17 protein-coding genes and 1 pseudogene are annotated in these 17,052 nt (G+C 54.6%); 4 read left to right on the top strand and 14 right to left on the bottom strand.

All coding sequences use genetic code 11. The features are described 5' to 3' along the window. The 3 genes from VNZ65_RS16210 to VNZ65_RS16220 all read right to left on the bottom strand — a co-directional run. The coding region (locus tag VNZ65_RS16210) for an N-6 DNA methylase (protein ID WP_325670778.1) at nt 1-1,296 on the bottom strand (1,296 nt) is incomplete at its 3' end. A 5-nt stretch (nt 1,297-1,301) separates the two neighbouring features. Continuing rightward, nucleotides 1,302-3,236 carry a hypothetical protein gene (locus tag VNZ65_RS16215; RefSeq protein ID WP_325670780.1) on the bottom strand — a complete coding sequence of 645 codons (1,935 nt, stop codon included), beginning with the start codon at nt 3,234-3,236 and terminating at the stop codon, nt 1,302-1,304. A 274-nt stretch (nt 3,237-3,510) separates the two neighbouring features. After that, on the bottom strand, nt 3,511-4,017 hold the full coding sequence (locus tag VNZ65_RS16220; protein ID WP_325670782.1) for a peptidylprolyl isomerase: 507 nt from the start codon (nt 4,015-4,017) through the stop codon (nt 3,511-3,513). Between the two features lie 672 nt (nt 4,018-4,689). Between VNZ65_RS16220 and VNZ65_RS16225 the strand changes: the two genes are divergently transcribed. The 4 genes and pseudogenes from VNZ65_RS16225 (at nt 4,690) to VNZ65_RS16240 (ending at nt 7,080) form a co-directional block, all read left to right on the top strand. Then, nucleotides 4,690-5,793: a hypothetical protein gene (locus tag VNZ65_RS16225; RefSeq protein WP_325670784.1), complete on the top strand. Its 1,104-nt coding sequence runs from the start codon at nt 4,690-4,692 to the stop codon at nt 5,791-5,793. A gap of 57 nt (nt 5,794-5,850) precedes the next feature. Then, the gene (locus VNZ65_RS16230) at nt 5,851-6,177 is read left to right on the top strand and encodes a ubiquitin family protein (RefSeq protein ID WP_325670786.1); all 327 of its coding nucleotides are present in this window, start codon (nt 5,851-5,853) and stop codon (nt 6,175-6,177) included. 265 nt (nt 6,178-6,442) lie between these two features. After that, nucleotides 6,443-6,649, top strand: a pseudogene (locus VNZ65_RS16235) (group II intron reverse transcriptase/maturase); the annotation flags it as partial. Between the two features lie 152 nt (nt 6,650-6,801). Next, nucleotides 6,802-7,080, top strand: coding sequence for a hypothetical protein (locus VNZ65_RS16240; RefSeq protein ID WP_325670788.1), 279 nt, complete (start codon nt 6,802-6,804; stop codon nt 7,078-7,080). Nucleotides 7,081-7,334: 254 nt separating this feature from the next. On the opposite strand, the gene VNZ65_RS16245 is transcribed toward VNZ65_RS16240, so the two are convergent. The 11 genes from VNZ65_RS16245 to VNZ65_RS16295 all read right to left on the bottom strand — a co-directional run bounded on the left by VNZ65_RS16245 (nt 7,335) and on the right by VNZ65_RS16295 (nt 16,808). Then, entirely contained in the window at nt 7,335-7,838 is a 504-nt protein-coding gene (locus VNZ65_RS16245; protein ID WP_325670790.1) for a hypothetical protein, read from the bottom strand. 3 nt (nt 7,839-7,841) lie between these two features. Beyond that, nucleotides 7,842-8,786 (bottom strand): hypothetical protein, encoded by a 945-nt coding sequence (locus VNZ65_RS16250; RefSeq protein ID WP_325670792.1) that lies wholly within the window; start codon nt 8,784-8,786, stop codon nt 7,842-7,844. A gap of 56 nt (nt 8,787-8,842) precedes the next feature. Next, nucleotides 8,843-9,142 carry a hypothetical protein gene (locus tag VNZ65_RS16255; RefSeq protein ID WP_325670794.1) on the bottom strand — a complete coding sequence of 100 codons (300 nt, stop codon included), beginning with the start codon at nt 9,140-9,142 and terminating at the stop codon, nt 8,843-8,845. Then, nucleotides 9,139-9,744, bottom strand: coding sequence for a tail fiber assembly protein (locus VNZ65_RS16260; RefSeq protein WP_325670796.1), 606 nt, complete (start codon nt 9,742-9,744; stop codon nt 9,139-9,141). Before VNZ65_RS16260 ends, VNZ65_RS16255 begins: the two co-directional genes overlap by 4 nt. Continuing rightward, nucleotides 9,744-12,173 (bottom strand): phage tail protein, encoded by a 2,430-nt coding sequence (locus VNZ65_RS16265; protein WP_325670798.1) that lies wholly within the window; start codon nt 12,171-12,173, stop codon nt 9,744-9,746. Before VNZ65_RS16265 ends, VNZ65_RS16260 begins: the two co-directional genes overlap by 1 nt. A 74-nt stretch (nt 12,174-12,247) precedes the next feature. Continuing rightward, nucleotides 12,248-12,715 (bottom strand): hypothetical protein, encoded by a 468-nt coding sequence (locus VNZ65_RS16270; RefSeq protein ID WP_325670800.1) that lies wholly within the window; start codon nt 12,713-12,715, stop codon nt 12,248-12,250. Continuing rightward, entirely contained in the window at nt 12,712-13,494 is a 783-nt protein-coding gene (locus tag VNZ65_RS16275) for a hypothetical protein (protein WP_325670802.1), read from the bottom strand. The genes VNZ65_RS16270 and VNZ65_RS16275 overlap by 4 nt, the downstream gene beginning before the upstream one ends. Nucleotides 13,495-13,501: 7 nt before the next feature. After that, nucleotides 13,502-14,332 carry a hypothetical protein gene (locus VNZ65_RS16280; protein WP_325670804.1) on the bottom strand — a complete coding sequence of 277 codons (831 nt, stop codon included), beginning with the start codon at nt 14,330-14,332 and terminating at the stop codon, nt 13,502-13,504. A gap of 1 nt (nt 14,333) precedes the next feature. After that, the gene (locus VNZ65_RS16285; RefSeq protein ID WP_325670806.1) at nt 14,334-14,984 is read right to left on the bottom strand and encodes a hypothetical protein; all 651 of its coding nucleotides are present in this window, start codon (nt 14,982-14,984) and stop codon (nt 14,334-14,336) included. Then, nucleotides 14,984-16,420 (bottom strand): hypothetical protein, encoded by a 1,437-nt coding sequence (locus VNZ65_RS16290; protein ID WP_325670808.1) that lies wholly within the window; start codon nt 16,418-16,420, stop codon nt 14,984-14,986. The genes VNZ65_RS16285 and VNZ65_RS16290 overlap by 1 nt, the downstream gene beginning before the upstream one ends. A gap of 1 nt (nt 16,421) precedes the next feature. Continuing rightward, a complete protein-coding gene (locus VNZ65_RS16295) occupies nt 16,422-16,808 on the bottom strand; it encodes a hypothetical protein (RefSeq protein WP_325670810.1) in 387 nt (128 codons plus the stop codon). Nucleotides 16,809-17,052: the final 244 nt, after the last annotated feature.

Here is a 17,052-nt window from a genome sequence, read left to right on the forward strand (position 1 = left end):
CGTGGTCACATCGGCGCCCGTCGCATCGAACATTTTGTTCGGTAAGCGATACGCGCCCATGAATTCAGCCTTCAGCGACGCCTTGTAGCGTAGCTTCTGCTCATTGACACTGCTGACAAAAGCTTTGCTGGTGATAAAGCAAGCCAGGCCGCGCGGGCGCAGCTTTTCCAGGGAGCGCAGGATAAAATATGCTTCCAGCGATTCGCTTTGGTAACGCGGATCCTTGAGCTTTTCTTTGCCGCGCGCGGCATTGTCACCAAACGGCACATTGGTGACGACTGCATCATAGATCTCGTCCGGCGTATTGGCCGCCACGGCTTCGAAGGCGCTGACCGTCACGTGATTGCGCGCGCTGCCATTAACCAGCTGATTGACGCGACCGGAGGTGGTGTCCAGTTCTACCGCATCGATTACCGCATGTTGCGGCGAGGTTGCCCCGAAAATGCCGGTGCCGGCAGCAGGATCGAGCACCTTGCCGCCCGTAAAACCCATATCGGCCATCAAGGACCAGACACCCTCGGCCAGCGGCTTCGGGGTGTAATACTCGTATTGGCTCCCGGTCTTGCCATCAGCGCCCGTCATGCCACCGCCATTGCCGGAATACCCGGCCAAAACGGCTTTTTGTTCCGCGCTCAGCGTTTCGGCATCGATCTGACCGGCGTCAATCTGCTTGAGCAACGCCATCGCTGCCTTGTTCTTCTTCTGGCGCGCGGACGGTTTGATGTGTTCATCGAACTCAAAATAGGAGGATGTATCGATATTCGCCGCGGCGTCGGACAACTGCGCCCGGCCCAGCAGCGCCATAATCTCGCCCACGCGCGCGGCCAGCTTCAGCATCGCGAGTTGATCCGCTACCTGATCACTGCCCTTGAGCTTGCTATATTGCACCACCAGGCTGCCGAGCTCGGCGGTCAGGCGTAACGTGGTCAGCGAGCCGGCGTCATCCAGCAACGCCCCGTCAACTACGCTCGGGTCGGTCAAGCCCTGGAGGTATGCCGGCACGTCGACCGCACGCACCTCGATAGTCGACAACTCGCCGCCCGATGCATCTTGAATCGTGACAAATCCACTGCCATCGCGAAACGCATAGCTTGCGTATTCGTAAGGAGCGTCTGCCGCCGGCGCATTGCGATATTGCATCTGCCGGCCAGAGATAAACTGGGTGATCAATTCGGCGTCCACGGGAACAATGCTACGTTGCCCTTCCCAGGCTTGCTGAAACGCCGTGTCGAGAACCACTGGTGCTGGGGAGGTTTCGCTTGTTTCTACTGCACATACAGTTAATACTTGGTTCATGGTGTTCAATTGCTCAACGTTTGGGAGGCTGCTGCCATCATGGCGGCGGTATAGGTGGAAACGGCGCGCTGCCATTTCGCGAGGATCTCGGCATTGTCGGAATTGCGCGCCAGGATGGCTTCGATATTGGCCGACAGCGCCGGATCAAAGATGTCGACCCGGCCGTCGATCACAGACTGCAGGAATGCTTCGTCTGTTGTCATTTCGGCCGGCGGCTCAGAAATAGCGGGAGCGGATTGTTCAACCAGCGTCGGCTCACTCGCCCCAGCAGGTACGGCAGCTACCTCCTGGGTAATGTCCGCCGGCGCGAGAATAGCCTCGGCAACTTTTGGCGATTCGACTTCCGGTTGCGATTCTGGAACTGGCGTTGGCTCGCCTACGAGGTCGACGACAGGATTAACCACTTCCATCGGTTCCACCATTGCCGGGTCGGCTTCGACAACTGGATCAACTGCCACTACAGTAGGAGCGGTAGGAACAAGGACCACGGCCGCCGGTGGCAATTCTTCTTCGGAAATTGAATTGCTCCCCTCCGGCGTTTCAATGGCCAGTGGCGACACGATCTCTTCCGGTGCAACGTCGCCCATCTCGACGGAAACAGGATCCGCGACAGGTTCGGGCGGCGCTGTAACCACGACAATTGGTTCAGCGGCGGGTTCCGGAGCTGGCTCAGTGACCGGCGCGGCGACAGGATCTGAGATAGGTGCCGCCGGCGCAGTGCCGATACTACCCGGAACAATGGGCGTAAACTCCTTCTCGACGCGCCTGACTTCCAGCTCACGCTGCAACCGTGCCAGGGTTGCCTCCTTTTCCGTGATCGCCGTCTTCAATGCATCAATCGCCTGCATGCGCGCAGAGCGTTTCGCATTGGCACGCTGGAACGTGGCCGAATTCCGTTCGGCTAAGCGCATCAGGCGATTCGCCACCTCCCGCACATTGAGATCGACGCCACGCTCAGGCGCAGCAACAATCGTCACGTCCTTCTTATTGAGCATCCATTTCCACGAAATCAGATCGTCCGTCGGCGCGATCTTCTGCGGCGTCACATCCGGATTGTGAAAGAAGATACTGAGCGTCTGCCCATCCGATAGTTCGTAGACTACCGCTACATTAGCTGTACCGCGCTGCTTGAAAGGCTCTGTGATCTGCATCGCGACGGGCTTGACGCCGCCGCCGGTGCGCTCCATGACGTTCTGCAGGATCTGCATTTTGCGTTCAAGCTTCGCAAATGGCGTCACCAGTGCATCGAAGGTATAGACGCCCTCGGCATCATCTAGAATGTCTGTCACACTCAATGGGTCGTACATCAAGCCATCGCCGTCATGCCGCCGAATGTCGTACAGCAGCCCGTCAAAGGTCTTACCGACTGGGGACTCTCCGTCCCAGATCACTTTATTCATCGTTTCATAGCCTAAAATTGGAAGCGTCGCCGTGTTGATCGGCTTTGTATGGTTGCCATGCTTGGCCCACCATGTGAGTTGAGGAATTGAAATTGAAACGATGTCGCCCAGCCCCTGCCAGCCTCGGTGATAGCTTTCTAGATAGGAGCAGGATGCCGCTTGCGCATCCGGAAAGCCCAGCATGATTTTGTGCTCGTCAAATGCACCGGTCTGCTGATCGACCTGGTTAATCACAAAGGCGGCTCGCGACTCTGGAAAATAGCCGATGAAGACATCCAGCGCGTCGCCATCATTGCCTGTCGTGCCGACGAGATAGCCGTAATGCGCTGACATTCTGTTCTGCCATGGGCTGCCGGCAGCATCGACGCCAGAACGGAACGAACCACGCGGCTGCTCGATGGCGATTGCCACGCCGTGAAGGACTGTTCTGCCTACTTTGTAATTACCTGCCAGTTTCTGTGCCTGAGTAGGCTCCGCCAGGTTGTTATGCCCCATTGCGCCACGACGGGCGTCGGCTTCGATGCGCGTGAATTCGTCCATGTATCCCCTTCATTGAAGCAAATGATAGGGGCAACGGGAACGCAGTTTGAGGGGTGTTTTCCAATGACTAATCGCTGCCAGTTCAGCCAATGGGATTTCTGCAGTCGACACTGCCGGGACGCCAAACAGGAGAAACAGGAGGCGCTCAAACAAGCTGTGCGCTGACGGTATGCCTGCAATCTGCTACTTTGTTACAGCAGCGCCTCCTCGTCTCAAGCCACTTCGTGAACCCCTGCGACTGGAATAGGTAGGGGGCAGAATCAAAAAACGAGGCTTAGTCTTCTATAGTTATTTCTTTAATTATGATGTCTGATACCGGTTGATCGCCGGATTTGGTATCGCACCTTCCAATTTGATTTACTACTTGTTGCGACTCTGAATCTGTCACTTCTCCAAAAATGGTGTGCTTATCGTTAAGAAAGGGGGTTGATGCCAAGGTAATGAAGAATTGGCTACCGTTGGTTCCAGGGCCAGCATTCGCCATGGCCACAAGATAAGGACGGTTAAACCGCAAACTAGGATCGAACTCATCCTGAAATTTATACCCTGGTCCGCCTCTACCCGTACCCGTAGGATCTCCTCCCTGAATCATGAAGTCACGAATAACACGATGGAATTTTGTGCCGTTATATAGCGGCCCTGATCCCATATAGGCTCCTGCATAAGCTCCCATCTTCCCGTCCGTTGCTAGTGCAACAAAATTTTGAACTGTGATCGGTGCTTGACTGGAGAAAAGATCAATTTCAATGTTGCCAACGCTAGTATTAAGGACGGCTCTCATGGTTTTTCCTAAAAAATGATCAATAGACACTTGATGAAATTAAAAGCTACATCGTTTGAAGCCTAGATAAATTTTATGAGGAAAATGCAAAATGGAAGCCTAACTTCCTTAATTCCCGTTTTGTGCCAGAAACACGGTAACTCAAGATGAGATTTCTTTCGAAAAGAATAGGCGTTTTCACACCCTGGCGCACCTGTCAAATTTGATAGGTGGGTATGTCAGTGAAACCATCGCTGGCAATCCTATAAGGCCAGTCGCGTAGCGGCTGAATGCTTACAAAAAATATTTATATCAAAAAATCTTTTTCATTAGGAATTTCCTGTGGGAATGTGCGCCTACATGTCATCCAGCTAATTCGAGGCGGAATACACACTACGGGCGACTTGGTTTTTACTTTTCCTGGCACTGCCGCAGGAGGATAACAAAATATTGCAGATGGGAAAATTATGTCCTAATCTGATTTCACTTCATTCCGTACAACTTTTCCAATGCCCTTGATCCTTATCTCTAGTTTTCCTAGTTTGCTCTACCCTATATTCGTTCATCAAATGACGTAATGAGAGATCAGCAACGTAATAGATTTCTCGTTGTATCTTTCTTTCGAGAGGCCACATTGTGAGAAATAACTTAACGAATCTTCTACATACTGTAACGCTGGGTTGCGTGTTATTTATGTCGCTGCTGATTGGGCCCCAGGCATCAGCGCAACTGCCCAGCGGAAGTATTCTCAGTATAGATGCGACTGCAGGTACCGCAGCTCACGGACAACTATTTGTCATTACCCAAACCGGGCAGCGCACCATACTTTCAGATTTCGGTGCGGTGAGCCAAGGGACATCAGGGATTGAGCCTAATGCCGTCGCATGGTTGCCAGCCACGCTGCTCGGCCCTGGCGCCGGGATCTTGGTGACGGATGGCAGCGGCGGTACAGGCGGAAATGGTGCGGTGTTCAAAGTAGATCCGCAAACCGGAGCAAGAACTGTATTGAGCGATTTTGGTAATGCCACTAGCGGCACGCTTGGCTCCTATCCAATCGGCGTGCTGACATTGGGCGGCCTGCTCGACAGCTTTCCGACCATTTATGTGATTGACGCATATGCAGGAACTAACGGCCTAGGCATTTTGTTTCAGGTCGACGGACGAACCGGTTATCGCACCGTGATTTCTGATTTTAACGACAGCAGTAAGGGAGCGCTGGGGGCTTATCCAAATAGCATTGCTTGGAATCCCGGTCTCCTGGGGCTGCTAGGGCTATCTGGAAATACCATAATCATTGCAGATGGTGCGGCGGGAACTATGCAATATGGCGCTGTATTTAGTGTCACTACTGATGGCAATCGGACCTTGTTAAGCGACTTCGGCAATTCCGCGCAAGGTCCTGTGGACAGCAACCCATTAAGCTACCCGGTTAGTGTCGCTGTAGCGCCAATTTGGTCTTCGCAAGCAGGAAGCATTTTTGTACTCGACGCGCAAGCCGGTCCCGCCAAAAAGGGAGTGCTTGTGAAAATATCGGCCAATGGTCGGCGTACCGTTGTCAGCGATTTTGGAGACGCTTCAAAAGGACCACTGGCGGCTGGACTGGAGTACGGTGCCCTGGTTTGGCAAACTGGTCAGGACGCCATACTGGTACAAGATGGTAATGCTGGCACCAACAGTCAGGGCGCGCTGTTTTCGGTCAATCCAACTACAGGTGTACGCACCTTGCTGAGTGACTTTGGCAATGCAAGTTCCGGCAGTACCGGCAGCTTGCCGGCCGGCTTGGGCCTTGTGCCGTAGGTCCTCAAATCAATCGGATCGGCCCTTCAACGATTACATACTTTCTGAGGCTAGAACATGAAAGCTCTACAGCAAACACGTCAATTTCTGCGCTCATTTCCCACCGTCATCCTCGTCGTCACCGCATTGTTATTCAGTCAAAATGTCGCGGCGATGCAGATTTTCGTAAAAGCGCTGACAGGTAAAACCATCACACTAGACGTTGAGTCTTCGGACACAATCGATAATGTCAAAGCGAAAATCCAAGATAAAGAAGGTATCCCGCCTGACCAGCAACGCCTGATTTTTGCGGGAAAGCAGCTGGAAGACGGTCGCACTTTATCGGATTACAACATTCAAAAAGAGTCGACTTTGCATTTGGTGCTCAGACTGCGGGGAGGTTGATGCAACTAAATCGGCCAATATTTGAGCTCTGCTAAAGGCCACCGATTCGGTGGCCTTGCTTTTTTGTGCTCCCAACATGGCCGCACTCTTGTGGAAAGGAAGCCGGAGCGAGAAGTAAGCAAGGGCCATAGTAGTCAGAGGCATGTTCGATGAGGCTGAAGCTGCTGGCGAAGAACCAAACGAGAAGGGGTGTTCAGCGGCATGTCGATACAGCAGGCAAAGTATCAGATGCTCGCGTCAGCGGAGCGGGTGGCCGTAAGGCACGTCTGGTCACGGGATCGTGGTAGACGTTAATCTGGAAAAATTCTTCGGCCGGGTCAATCATGACATCCTTAATTGACCGCCTACAGGAACGTATTGATGACGCCGAGGTGATCCGGCTGATTCGGTCCTATCTGACATGGATCGTGGGATAGTCCATTCGCGGCACGAGGGCACGCTGCAAGGCGGGCCGCTTTCCCCTATTTGTGCAAAACCCTAACGGACGCCCAACATATTGTAAAATATCGTTACTTTCCACACAGAAATCTTGTGGCACTCAGCCAGATCATTGAAAATAGCGCAAACAATCGCAGAGATGGATTCTTGTTATTTCATTCATAGTCATATTTCGTGGATTACGCCATGCAAAATGATCTCGAAGAAGCCTTGATCCAACATTACATTGCAATAATTCAAATGCTAGCTATAGCAATGCCATGCGGTGATGCTGCTGAATATGTTATTCAAAAAATCGTCAACGAAGCTTGTGATCTTTTTTCTAAAGTTAATAGCAACAATTACACGACGAATCTTCTGGCGCTCAGAGGTGAATTGCAACTACTAGCCCATGTCGTACACGCAAGTTGTGCTAATAGCAAAAAAACTATCGAATATGCCGCAGCACAGGTTATCGTAAGCTGACCCGTATTGGACAATTTTCATATGTATATATCAAGGGAATGACAGTTCTAAGAGTGATTGAAAATTTTGGCGAAAACGAAGACGTTTCGAGCCATCCCCAGACCTAGCCGCTTTTGCGCATCCAAATGTTTACGCGGTCTGCGGTGATCTGGAGTGGTTTAATAGTGAGGGCTGCGGGATTCGAACCCGCAGCCGCTGTCTTCTCTCAGCCACGCAGGACGTTATTGGCCCAGCCCAGTATACATGCTGCTTACTTACTCTTTTCTGAATCCATCAATATAGCTAAGTGCATCGCGCTTATTTAACACATATTTTCTGCTGTAGGGCGCAATATTGATGTCGCCATCGATCGCCACAACTTCATAGGCGATCTTCACATCGGCATGCAGCAGCATGTACAGCACGTCCTTGGTCTTCACAGTAAAGTGCGCGGGATCCTCTACCGGCTTCAACGCTTCGATCAACGCGACGATTTGGGGTTCAGCGTTGTCCAGCGTATCCCCACGATCAACCACCGTCGATGGCTGGAAATTCTCTACGATCAACAGCTTGGCATCGCCCAGCAACTCCCATTCGACATCCGGCTCATCCGACGAATCCAACACGCCAAGGCCGCCCAGTGTCGGCATGCCTCCCATGCTGCCGTCGGCTTGGCGCAATACCCGCTGGCGAAAAGCGTGGCACGGTATGCCATTAGGGTGCCGCAGTGTGACGGTGCGCGCCGCCTTGTTGATTTGCATTGGTACGCTGTGCAGCATGTACTATCCCTTCAATTTCATCGTGATCATGTTAAAGTCTGCCTGGGAGAGCTGGCCGGCATCCTTGAGTTTTTGCAGTGCCTTTTGCGCCTCAATGACCGCCATACCCGCCGCCTTATCCGCCTTCATTGCTGCGGCTATCACGGCGCTCTTCAAACTTGCGGTAGATTTGCTCGGCTGCTTGACGTCGATAGCGCGATTTTTACGCGCTTGTGCTGCAGCAATCCCACGCGCCTTGGTTTGCGCAATCACCGCTGACTGTTTGATGGCACCCTTTTGCCCGCGCTCCACCATGCCAGCCACGATCCCGCGCACTGCCAAGCTGCTGGAAAATTCCTTCATCACGCGCAACGCATGCTTGCACGCTACCCCGCTCAACCTTGGATTGCGTAACTTGGGATAGGCCGCTTCCTGCCTGCCTTTGACGAAGCCGCCCACGGTAGCGATATAGCGATACCAGTAGGTAAAACGCCCACAGTCGCATTCAAATTTCAACGGGCTGTCCTTGACCAGCCATTTGGCGAGTGCCTTGGGATCCGTAGGCGATGCCACGGCCGCATCAAAATTCATGATCTCCACCGACACATAATGCCGGGTCACATCCGAGTCAGCCGACGCATCCGTCACAAACCGGATGTCCCCTCGGTTTGTCCCCGCCGGCACGGCCATTCTAATTTGCTCGTTGGCCCGCTCCCGATCCTCCGGTAGGGACAGGTTGATAATTTGCTGCGCGGTCAGCCCAGGCTTGAGCTTGCTGCCCAGCGTCTTGGCGTTCTTCCGGAACACCACCAGGTCATCGTTGGTAATCAGTCTGACCTGACCGCCCAAGGAGGTCAGCAACAGGCGTTCAGCGCTGTATTCTCCCTTGACCTCATGCGGACGTAACAGATTGACAGCCTTGGCACGGCGCTCTGCGTCGGCCTTTCTGAGCTGATCGGCGGCTTTCACCGCACCGCGTATGCCTAGCGCTGCAGCTAGTTTCGCACTATTAACTGTTGCCATAATCAACCAAGATTGCCAAATCGCGAGGACGTTTTGATCGCCAATAGCTGCGCTTCTGTCGGCAGCACCAGTAGCTGCTCAGATAGCTCCTGCTCAACACAATCCAGGCCAGCGGCCGCCATCACCGCCAGGAACTCATCCGGGCGCCCGTAGACACGCCGCGAGATCAATGTCATATCAAAGCGCTCATCCGGCTTGGTTTGATAGCGAATGGCCATTCCCCATACCGGCGTCTTTTCCACAAAATCGCGCACCTGGCGATAAAATATCGCAGTCGATGGCGTGTTCTTGTTGGTACTCATGCCGCAACCAATGCTGTGCTGACGTCATCAGGTGCAACCGGCCAGACGACAGGATGCGGGAAATGCGTTTGCTCGGGAAGGCGATTCAAATTCACCCGATATTTCTTCCAGGCTTTCACCTGTGCGACATCCGTATCATTGGCCTCATCCACGTCGACGCGATCCTGATATTTCGTCACCTCGCTATTGGCACGGCGCAGTTCACGCGCAATGCGCGCTTGCGCCGCATCCAGCATCTCGGCATCGGTCGGGAAGTAATTCGGGATATTGGCTGTCTTCATAGAGGCGCATACGGCATAGATCGCCCGACCGTGTGCTTCCACATCGTCAGCGCGTGCCAAGAACGTCGCGTAATCTGCCCAGGCGTCAAATTTGACGGCACACTGGAAGCCATTCGGCAGGCGGACGACATCCTTGATGTCGCTAAAGGCAAACGGATGAACCGGCTCTGGCTCCTTGGCCGGCACGAAGGTCGGCACCGGCAGTGGCGCGGTCAATACCGGCGCAGGGAGGTCCGGCAGATCGAATACCGACGTCACTGCTGCCTTTTTCAGGGTCTCAACATCTACGCCCGTTGCTTGTATTTTTTTCTTCGTTTCCATTACGCTATCCTTTGCCATAACACACCACTTGATTCATTGCCTTCCACCGCACCGGAGCCGTAGTCATACGCTTGACCACGTTGTTCCCAGATACCCGTCAGACCCGTGCCGCTTTTGCTCTTGTTGAAGATGTAACCGCCGACACCACCATGCTGTAAGCCTTGGCCGGTCAGCTGATGGGCATACACGGCGGTTACGGCAGAGCCAACGGCAAGCGCCGTGCGATTAATGAGCGTCGCCTCTGCTGGCCCGCCTGCAAATACACCGAGGAGGTAATAGGGCTGCCTATCCGCCGGATTCTCCGCGAAACGCACTGACATGCCCCCTACCGTATTGGCGTTACCGGCAGTTTGGGCGTGGCCTGCTGCGTCGGCATAACGAACGTGCCAATTGCGAGGGTTATACACGCCGCAGTTATCGGCAGCATCGCCACCGTGTACCCATGTTGGTTGGCCTTCTCTGCCAGCCCAATTTAAGCTGATTCCTCTGCCGTTGACCTTATCTGCGGGGTTAAAATTTCCACTCGTCCATCCCTGCAGCCAAGCGCTCCATTTGTCCTGCCCAGCACCGATATTGACCCGCGTGAGCACCTGGTTGTCGGTGCTCAGAGCACGCTGCATCAGCCAGTTTCCATTCGCGGGCGTCGCGCTGCCGGTGAGTGATGAGGTAAACACATGGCCATAGGCACTCGGACGATTGGCCGTTGCCTCTTGCGTATATAAAGCCCAGCCGAGAGGAGGAACATTTAAGTCCGTCGCAGTTGGCATGTATCCATCAGGCAGCGTGCCGTTCTGACCTGCTTTCAGCAGGCGCTGATATTTTTCCCAGGCGTTGCTTTTTCCGGTACGGTGAAATACGTTTCCATTCGCTGTAAAGCCGAGCTGATGCGCTGGTCCGCCAGAAAAATCGCCGCCGACACCCCATTGCCGGAAAGTGACGATGCCGTGCTGGGTGCCACCGTCTCCCAGACCGTCGGCATCATTATTTCTAAAATCGAAATAGACGCCCATGTCGCGGTCTTCCGGTGCATAGTTCTTTGTGCGGGAGTCGTCCACGATCACACTGTTCAACCAGTTACCCACCGCCTGGGAAGGTCGGTAGCCAAGCGCATCCTGCTTAGATGCAGGATTGAGATTACCGGCATGCCACAGCTTGTAGGCATTCGCCCCCATCGAATAGCCGCCAACGGCAAGATCATTATTGGCGTCTAGCCCGAGGTGTGTTGCGTATGTACCTGGCTTGTGAAAGGTCATGTAAGCATCATCGGATTTGCCGCTTGAAGCCACCTCAATACACGGCTGGCCGGGGCCGAGACTGCCGATGGCGCCCGTTGATCCAGAGACCCGCAGGAGGCCGGTGACACTGCCGCCGGCCAATGACAGGTAATTTTTCAGCGCAAGCTCAAGATTCGCCTGAAAAATCACGGCGCCCATATCAATATCGTCGACTGTGACTTTCAGGTTCTCGCCGTTCCAGCCTATCTTGACGACATTGGATTTCTGACCGATACCGGTGCCTTGCTGGACCGGCGTAAAGGGAAGCTTGTCTTGCTTGGAAGCAGGATCGAAGTTACCTTGATGCCAGACAGACTTGCCTCCGAGCGTCATGGAAGCAGTGGCATTGATGCTCCCCACCTGAAGCGCACCATAGGATGCGCCGTCGCCGCCGACCACCTCAAGGACGTTGTCAGCTGTCAGGCGCATTTGCGTGACGCAAACACCGCCCCAGTGAAAGATCATTTTGGGCGCATAGCTGATGTCTCGCCCCCTGGAATCGGTAGCCCGCGTTGCCTCGCGGATTTCCATCGCGTATGCTGAATACGTCGGATCAGCCTTGCCGCTCGCGACCGAAAGCGCCCCCATGGCATCACCCGATTTTTTGACGTAGATCGCATCCCCGCGCAGCTTGGTCAAATACTGCGGATGGGGATCGTCGGCGGTTTCATGCGCGCCAATGAGTTGAATGGCTGTATTGACATTCGGATCCACCAGCACGGTCACCGAATCTGCCGGCAGCGCAGCTAAGCCCAGCGTGTAAGACACGGTGGTCACGCTGTCGTCCGCAAAATATAGGATCGGTTGATCGGGCTTGCTGTAGACCGCGAACAAGGTGTCGCCGGCGTAAAAACCGATTTCACCGCACCAAAACGACGATCCGGCAGGCGCGATCGCCTCAGCATGGACTTGAAGCTGTGTCGGAGACACCTTGCCGCCGCCGGCAATCGCCACCCGCATCATTTCATGCTGCAAGCCAGTTTCGGTACCATTCGGCCTGTACTTACCCGTACCGAAAGCGATATGCGTGACGGACACTTCAATCCCGGTTTTAGCGACATTGATTGCAGCCATCACGCCTGCCCCGGTGATCGTCGGGATGTTCGTTCTTGGCGGTGCAGTGACCAGAGCACTATTTGTATTGAGGGCGGACATTCCAGCAGCCTTGGTTAAAAATATGGATGCTATTTTCAGCCAAGCCAGCCCAGGTAATTACGGGCGTTTTCCACTCAGATCGTAACGAACCCACCCTGGTCGACGTTGAGAAACCAGTCCTGCATCACCATCACATTGCCAATCCCCAGCGCCTTCTTGACATACCAGGCCGTCGCCAGCACCGCCACCTGCCCGCACGTGATGTCGGGCGACACCCGATATAGCCGCTTGCCGGTATCGCTCATGCCATCTGGTTCCAGCTTCTGGCGTGGATCGCAGCGCGCCGCCTTATCGTCAATCATCAGCGTTTTACCGTTAGCCCGGATGAAAAATTCTTCGATGGCGTCCATGAAGTCGACATCGGTAAACAAGCAGTCCCGTTCTGCCAGGCCGACGCCACCGATCAAAATGGCATCGCTGAAGCGATCGGTGCGAAAGGCCGTCTCTTTGCTGACCAGCAAAATATCGGATTCCGCCTCATAGAAGGAATATACGGTCGCGGGCGCCATGCCGTAACCGGAAATGGATGCCTGGATTTTCATAGCGCTGACACGCCCTGATGCCAGGGTATATCTGGAACCCCGTCAACGACATGACTATGGACGTTCTGTAGCAGATCGTGCGAAACAACTTGCCCCACTGCCAGATAACCATGGGGATTATCGACGCTGCCGTCGCCCTTCCCGTCGTTCTGCTCCCCCGCCTTCGGCCCAGAAAACAACGGAATCGTCTCTTTCAGCGTCAGATCGATCGCCAAGATTGTGAGATTCTTTTGCCCTGAATCGATATTCATAGCCGGCACATCGGTCGCCTCTAGCATCACCGGCCATTGGTGATCGATGCCAGCAAAGCGGTACGTCGCATCGAACCGCCGATTGACGACCGCTGCGACAAACAAGGTGAACTGGGCGGCCATGCTGCGCGCCGTCTCGTCTTCGGCTGCACATATGACGATCTGCGCGCGGCGCTCTCCCTGCATCTGCCGCAGCTTAAAAATCCGATTGTGCGGATCGCCTGGCAGCGTCACCCATTCCGGTTCCGGTACCTGGCGAGAAAAGTCCCCCAGCACCGGCGAGTACTCCTTCCCCGTCGCCACAATCATGACCGGCAGATGCGCGCGGCTGCCCGGACCATCATCGTTGTCATTCTTGCGCCACGCTGCCAGCATGTCCTGCACCTGATCAATCATCCGATCCGGTGCCCAAACAATGCTTTTACTTATCCCACGCTCAGCAAACGACTTCATCGCCTTGGTAGTGGGCGTCAGGGAGGCGTAATAGCGCCCCATGTAACGCCCGAAGGCTTCCTTGAGTTCCAGCATGACGTTCCTAACGGCGTAACAGGCGATTGACAAGGCCGGCGACGGCGCGTTCATCCGATTGCTCCGGCATGACGATACCGGGCAAAACGGCATGCTTAAACTCAGCGGCATCGGCGCGTATCGAATCCAAGAGGTGTTTGCTGACACTGACAGGCAAGGATGCGGCAGAGTCCAGCGCGACGCGGCCACTCGCCAGCATGCTCAGGTATTGTTCGTTCTCTGTTTCAAGCCGAGTGATCACGTCCAATGCGCGTGCGTAATCGGCCTGGGCACCTCCTAAGCTAGCTTGTGCGCTATCGAGCATGGCCAGCATGCCATGCAAATTCTGGTTGTAGTCCGCAATCACCGCATCGTCCAGAATAGTGCCGGCGTCATCCTCCGTAACAGCATCCAGCACATAGCCGCGGTTATCATCAAAGTTGGGTTCATTGACATAATCGAAACCGAAGAAGCGCCCCTCGACCTCGCTTAACGCTGAGGAGAATCCGCCCTTTTTGCTCTCGAACATCTTTTGCGCCGTACGGCCGGCGTCCGTTTCCAGAAACTCTTCCTCGTGTTCGATGGTGCCATCTGGTAAAGCTTTGAGATGCACCGTCGCAATGGCAGGCTCCAATTTGACCAGCTTCCCCTGATAGATCCCCCCTTCCGGCGGCATCATGCCGAATTTTAGGCGCGGCCAGTGCCCGTAATAGCCGAACATGTCGCGCTTTTGAATACGCTCCTGGGTACGCGCACCATTGATGAACGCAGCAACCTTCGCCACATTGAACTGGCGCGGCTTTCCTGTCAGCGCGCGACCGCGCTCATTGAGGTTATATTGAATCAATCCGGTTCGCATCCTATCCTCCATTCTGTTGAGGCAAGATCGCCTCGCCTTCAGCCCTATAAAATTGTTGGGTCATACCCGCGTTAAAGAAGCCTGTGGCGTTGCCGAAGCGCTTCAGCAATGAGATCTGCAACACGTACTTCGCAGCGATCACCGCGCGCAGTGCCGGCGCTACTGTCGGGATATTCAATCCCAGCTCGCCTTCGTCATCGATCGATACCCGAATCCGACTGGTGAGGTAGTGCGTTTGGCTGGGGTCGGCAATGCCCAGGCTATTGGCGCTACTCAATGCGGTCGGATACGGCTTGCCCTTATCTTGCCAAAGCTGCTCCACAATCCAGCCGTTCGGCCAGAGCAGCTGCAAGTACATGCGCAAGAAGTGCAGCCCTCGCTTGGGATTGCGCGCCCGCCATGCCTTGTACAGGTAGCGCATGGCCGGCTCTTCAGTGCGGATCAGCGCTAGCCCTTCCCGTTTTACGTGCCGCTCGATCAAGGGTAAGGAACCCAGGTGCGGCACGCCATACACGTTCAATTCGCGCTCGTCGGCGCGCAGATAGGTCTGAAACAGAAACAACACCAGCTGCTTGAGCTCCGCTTCGATGGCATTGGCCTGGTGGCTGTGCTGTAATGGCGCCAGCGACGGGATTTTGCTGTTGTTACCCATTATTGCCCCCACGAGCCCAGGTTGTAATTGGCTAGCGTCACAGCGATGGAAAGACTCGGTAAGGTCACGTATCGGAAGTGTTCGGGCAGCTGCTTATCCTTGATTGGCGTGATCACCACGGAAAAGTCACTGCCGGAATCTTGCAGGGCCGCGACGCTCTTCTTCAACAGCTCATAGATGGCTTTATATTTCACCACCAGCATGCCGGCGCGCACCGGCACGGCCTCTGCTCCATATTCCTTGATCAACACATCCTGAATTTGTTTCTTCACCGCCTCCGCATCGTGAATACGGGCGACTTCAGCGACGATCGTCATACCGATGGCAAAGATGACCGGGGTCACGAACACAATCCGATAAGAGTCGTCAGCCGCCTTGATAATGCGCACAATTTCCTGTTCGATCGATTCGCGCGTGGCATCGTGCGGGACAGCAAAGGCAACAAAGAGCCGATTGATGTTGTCAATGCTTGGACCGCGCACCATCTCTTCAATCGTTTCGTTCCATATCGATAGAAATTTGAGCCCAGGAATATTGCGACGAACCAAAAAATCAAACTCGCCCAGGTACACCGCCGTTTGATCATAGGCTGATGGGTATTTGCAGAGCTCTCGCAGCGTCGCTATATCCATTGGCGCAGCGCCTGGCAGCAACAGCGAATCCATGGTGACTTTGATCTGGCCGTCCTGCGGCGCTATGGCATAGTCCAGCGCGAACGGGCTGCCGGCGTCTGGCCGAACGTCGCCAGTCGTTTCATACACCGTCAGGGTCAGCACCTCGCCAACATTGGGCTGGTAGCCGACATAATCGGCATAGCCAAATACGACGAACAAACGCCGGTATTCATCGCACTCGACGTGAAACACCTTGTCGCCGTTGGCAACGTTTGTAAATTCAAGCGTGTAAATATAGGGCACGCCAAAAGCATCCTGCACCGCAATGCCGCTGATATAGCGGCCATCCGTAGGTTGTGGCACTTCAATTTTATAGAACGGCTGGGAGACAGCCACCGTATGCTCAATGGTGCGGACCTGTTTCTGCACCAGCTCGGCACGCCCGGCACCACCCGCCGGCACGGTCACCGGCATATCAGCGACATACATTCTGCCGCTGGAATCGAGCAATCCACGTCCAGCAGCAAGCGAAAATGCCGCGTTGGTCGGATTCTCGACCAGCACCCGGACCCGGGCCGGCGTCGCCATGGGCGTCAGGCCCTTGAGCGACGCATCGGCCAGCACCGTCGAATCCCGCACCTTGTCAAACGGCTCCATCGCGCCGATTTCAATTTGCTGCGACATCATCGCCATCATCTGCGCGATGGCAGATTGCGCTTGCAACAGGCGCGGATCACCCACCTGGTATAAGGCCGCCAGCTCTGGGAACTGCGATACCGAGTTCGCAATGACACGATCAAAGTCAGCTTTTGAATAAGCCATATCAGCTGACCCGCTCCTGCCAACCAGCCACGTCGACAATCAGCTCGCGGCGATCCGGCAGTGCATCCACATAGAAAACATTCGCGGCGCCAGACGGCATCGCCTCCAGCGCCGGCACGTCCTCGCGCATCTTGCCGATGAATGCATCGCCGATGCCGGCGGCCATGGGATTTTGCAGCAGCGACTGGGGATCCGCGCCGTAGTCCGAGCCGAGATAGCCGTTGGGCGGCGTACTCAGCCAGTGGCTGACCATGGCTTGAATGTCTTGGGCGGTAATAGTCGGTTTCATGGCGATGATGATAGCGCCATCGCCGGACGTGAGATGAGGAGGTTTTCCTATTCCTGATCGCTTGGCAAGCATGGAGGAATCATTCAAGCCAGTAATCATGGCCCTGATGCCAAAGCTACGTCGACAAGCCCCGGCCCAGCCCCATGTTTGAGTCATTCTCTTTAAGGAAATAATCAATGAACAAAAGATCATCGCGGAAGAAAGGTAAGCGTGACGCTAGTAGCGTTGTTGACTTTGCTGGAGTTCGTTCTTAGAGATCGATGATTTTTCGCAGCAGTCCAGGCGACACTCGCCATTGCTCGCCATCACAAAGTAGTGAATAAGTTTTTGTGTTTATTTTGGT

Source organism: Collimonas sp., assembly GCF_035566555.1.
In the GTDB taxonomy this organism is placed as follows: Bacteria; Pseudomonadota; Gammaproteobacteria; order Burkholderiales; family Burkholderiaceae_D; genus Collimonas.

What these genes read in the sequence shown, in the direction of transcription:
- VNZ65_RS16215 (WP_325670780.1), bottom strand. Translation starts at nt 3,236, where the DNA reads ATGGACGAATTCACGCGCATCGAAGCCGACGCCCGTCGTGGCGCAATG.
- VNZ65_RS16220 (WP_325670782.1), bottom strand. Translation starts at nt 4,017, where the DNA reads ATGAGAGCCGTCCTTAATACTAGCGTTGGCAACATTGAAATTGATCTT.
- VNZ65_RS16225 (WP_325670784.1), top strand. Translation starts at nt 4,690, where the DNA reads ATGTCGCTGCTGATTGGGCCCCAGGCATCAGCGCAACTGCCCAGCGGA.
- VNZ65_RS16230 (WP_325670786.1), top strand. Translation starts at nt 5,851, where the DNA reads ATGAAAGCTCTACAGCAAACACGTCAATTTCTGCGCTCATTTCCCACC.
- VNZ65_RS16240 (WP_325670788.1), top strand. Translation starts at nt 6,802, where the DNA reads ATGCAAAATGATCTCGAAGAAGCCTTGATCCAACATTACATTGCAATA.
- VNZ65_RS16245 (WP_325670790.1), bottom strand. Translation starts at nt 7,838, where the DNA reads ATGCTGCACAGCGTACCAATGCAAATCAACAAGGCGGCGCGCACCGTC.
- VNZ65_RS16255 (WP_325670794.1), bottom strand. Translation starts at nt 9,142, where the DNA reads ATGAGTACCAACAAGAACACGCCATCGACTGCGATATTTTATCGCCAG.
- VNZ65_RS16260 (WP_325670796.1), bottom strand. Translation starts at nt 9,744, where the DNA reads ATGGAAACGAAGAAAAAAATACAAGCAACGGGCGTAGATGTTGAGACC.
- VNZ65_RS16265 (WP_325670798.1), bottom strand. Translation starts at nt 12,173, where the DNA reads ATGTCCGCCCTCAATACAAATAGTGCTCTGGTCACTGCACCGCCAAGA.
- VNZ65_RS16270 (WP_325670800.1), bottom strand. Translation starts at nt 12,715, where the DNA reads ATGAAAATCCAGGCATCCATTTCCGGTTACGGCATGGCGCCCGCGACC.
- VNZ65_RS16275 (WP_325670802.1), bottom strand. Translation starts at nt 13,494, where the DNA reads ATGCTGGAACTCAAGGAAGCCTTCGGGCGTTACATGGGGCGCTATTAC.
- VNZ65_RS16280 (WP_325670804.1), bottom strand. Translation starts at nt 14,332, where the DNA reads ATGCGAACCGGATTGATTCAATATAACCTCAATGAGCGCGGTCGCGCG.
- VNZ65_RS16285 (WP_325670806.1), bottom strand. Translation starts at nt 14,984, where the DNA reads ATGGGTAACAACAGCAAAATCCCGTCGCTGGCGCCATTACAGCACAGC.
- VNZ65_RS16290 (WP_325670808.1), bottom strand. Translation starts at nt 16,420, where the DNA reads ATGGCTTATTCAAAAGCTGACTTTGATCGTGTCATTGCGAACTCGGTA.
- VNZ65_RS16295 (WP_325670810.1), bottom strand. Translation starts at nt 16,808, where the DNA reads ATGATTACTGGCTTGAATGATTCCTCCATGCTTGCCAAGCGATCAGGA.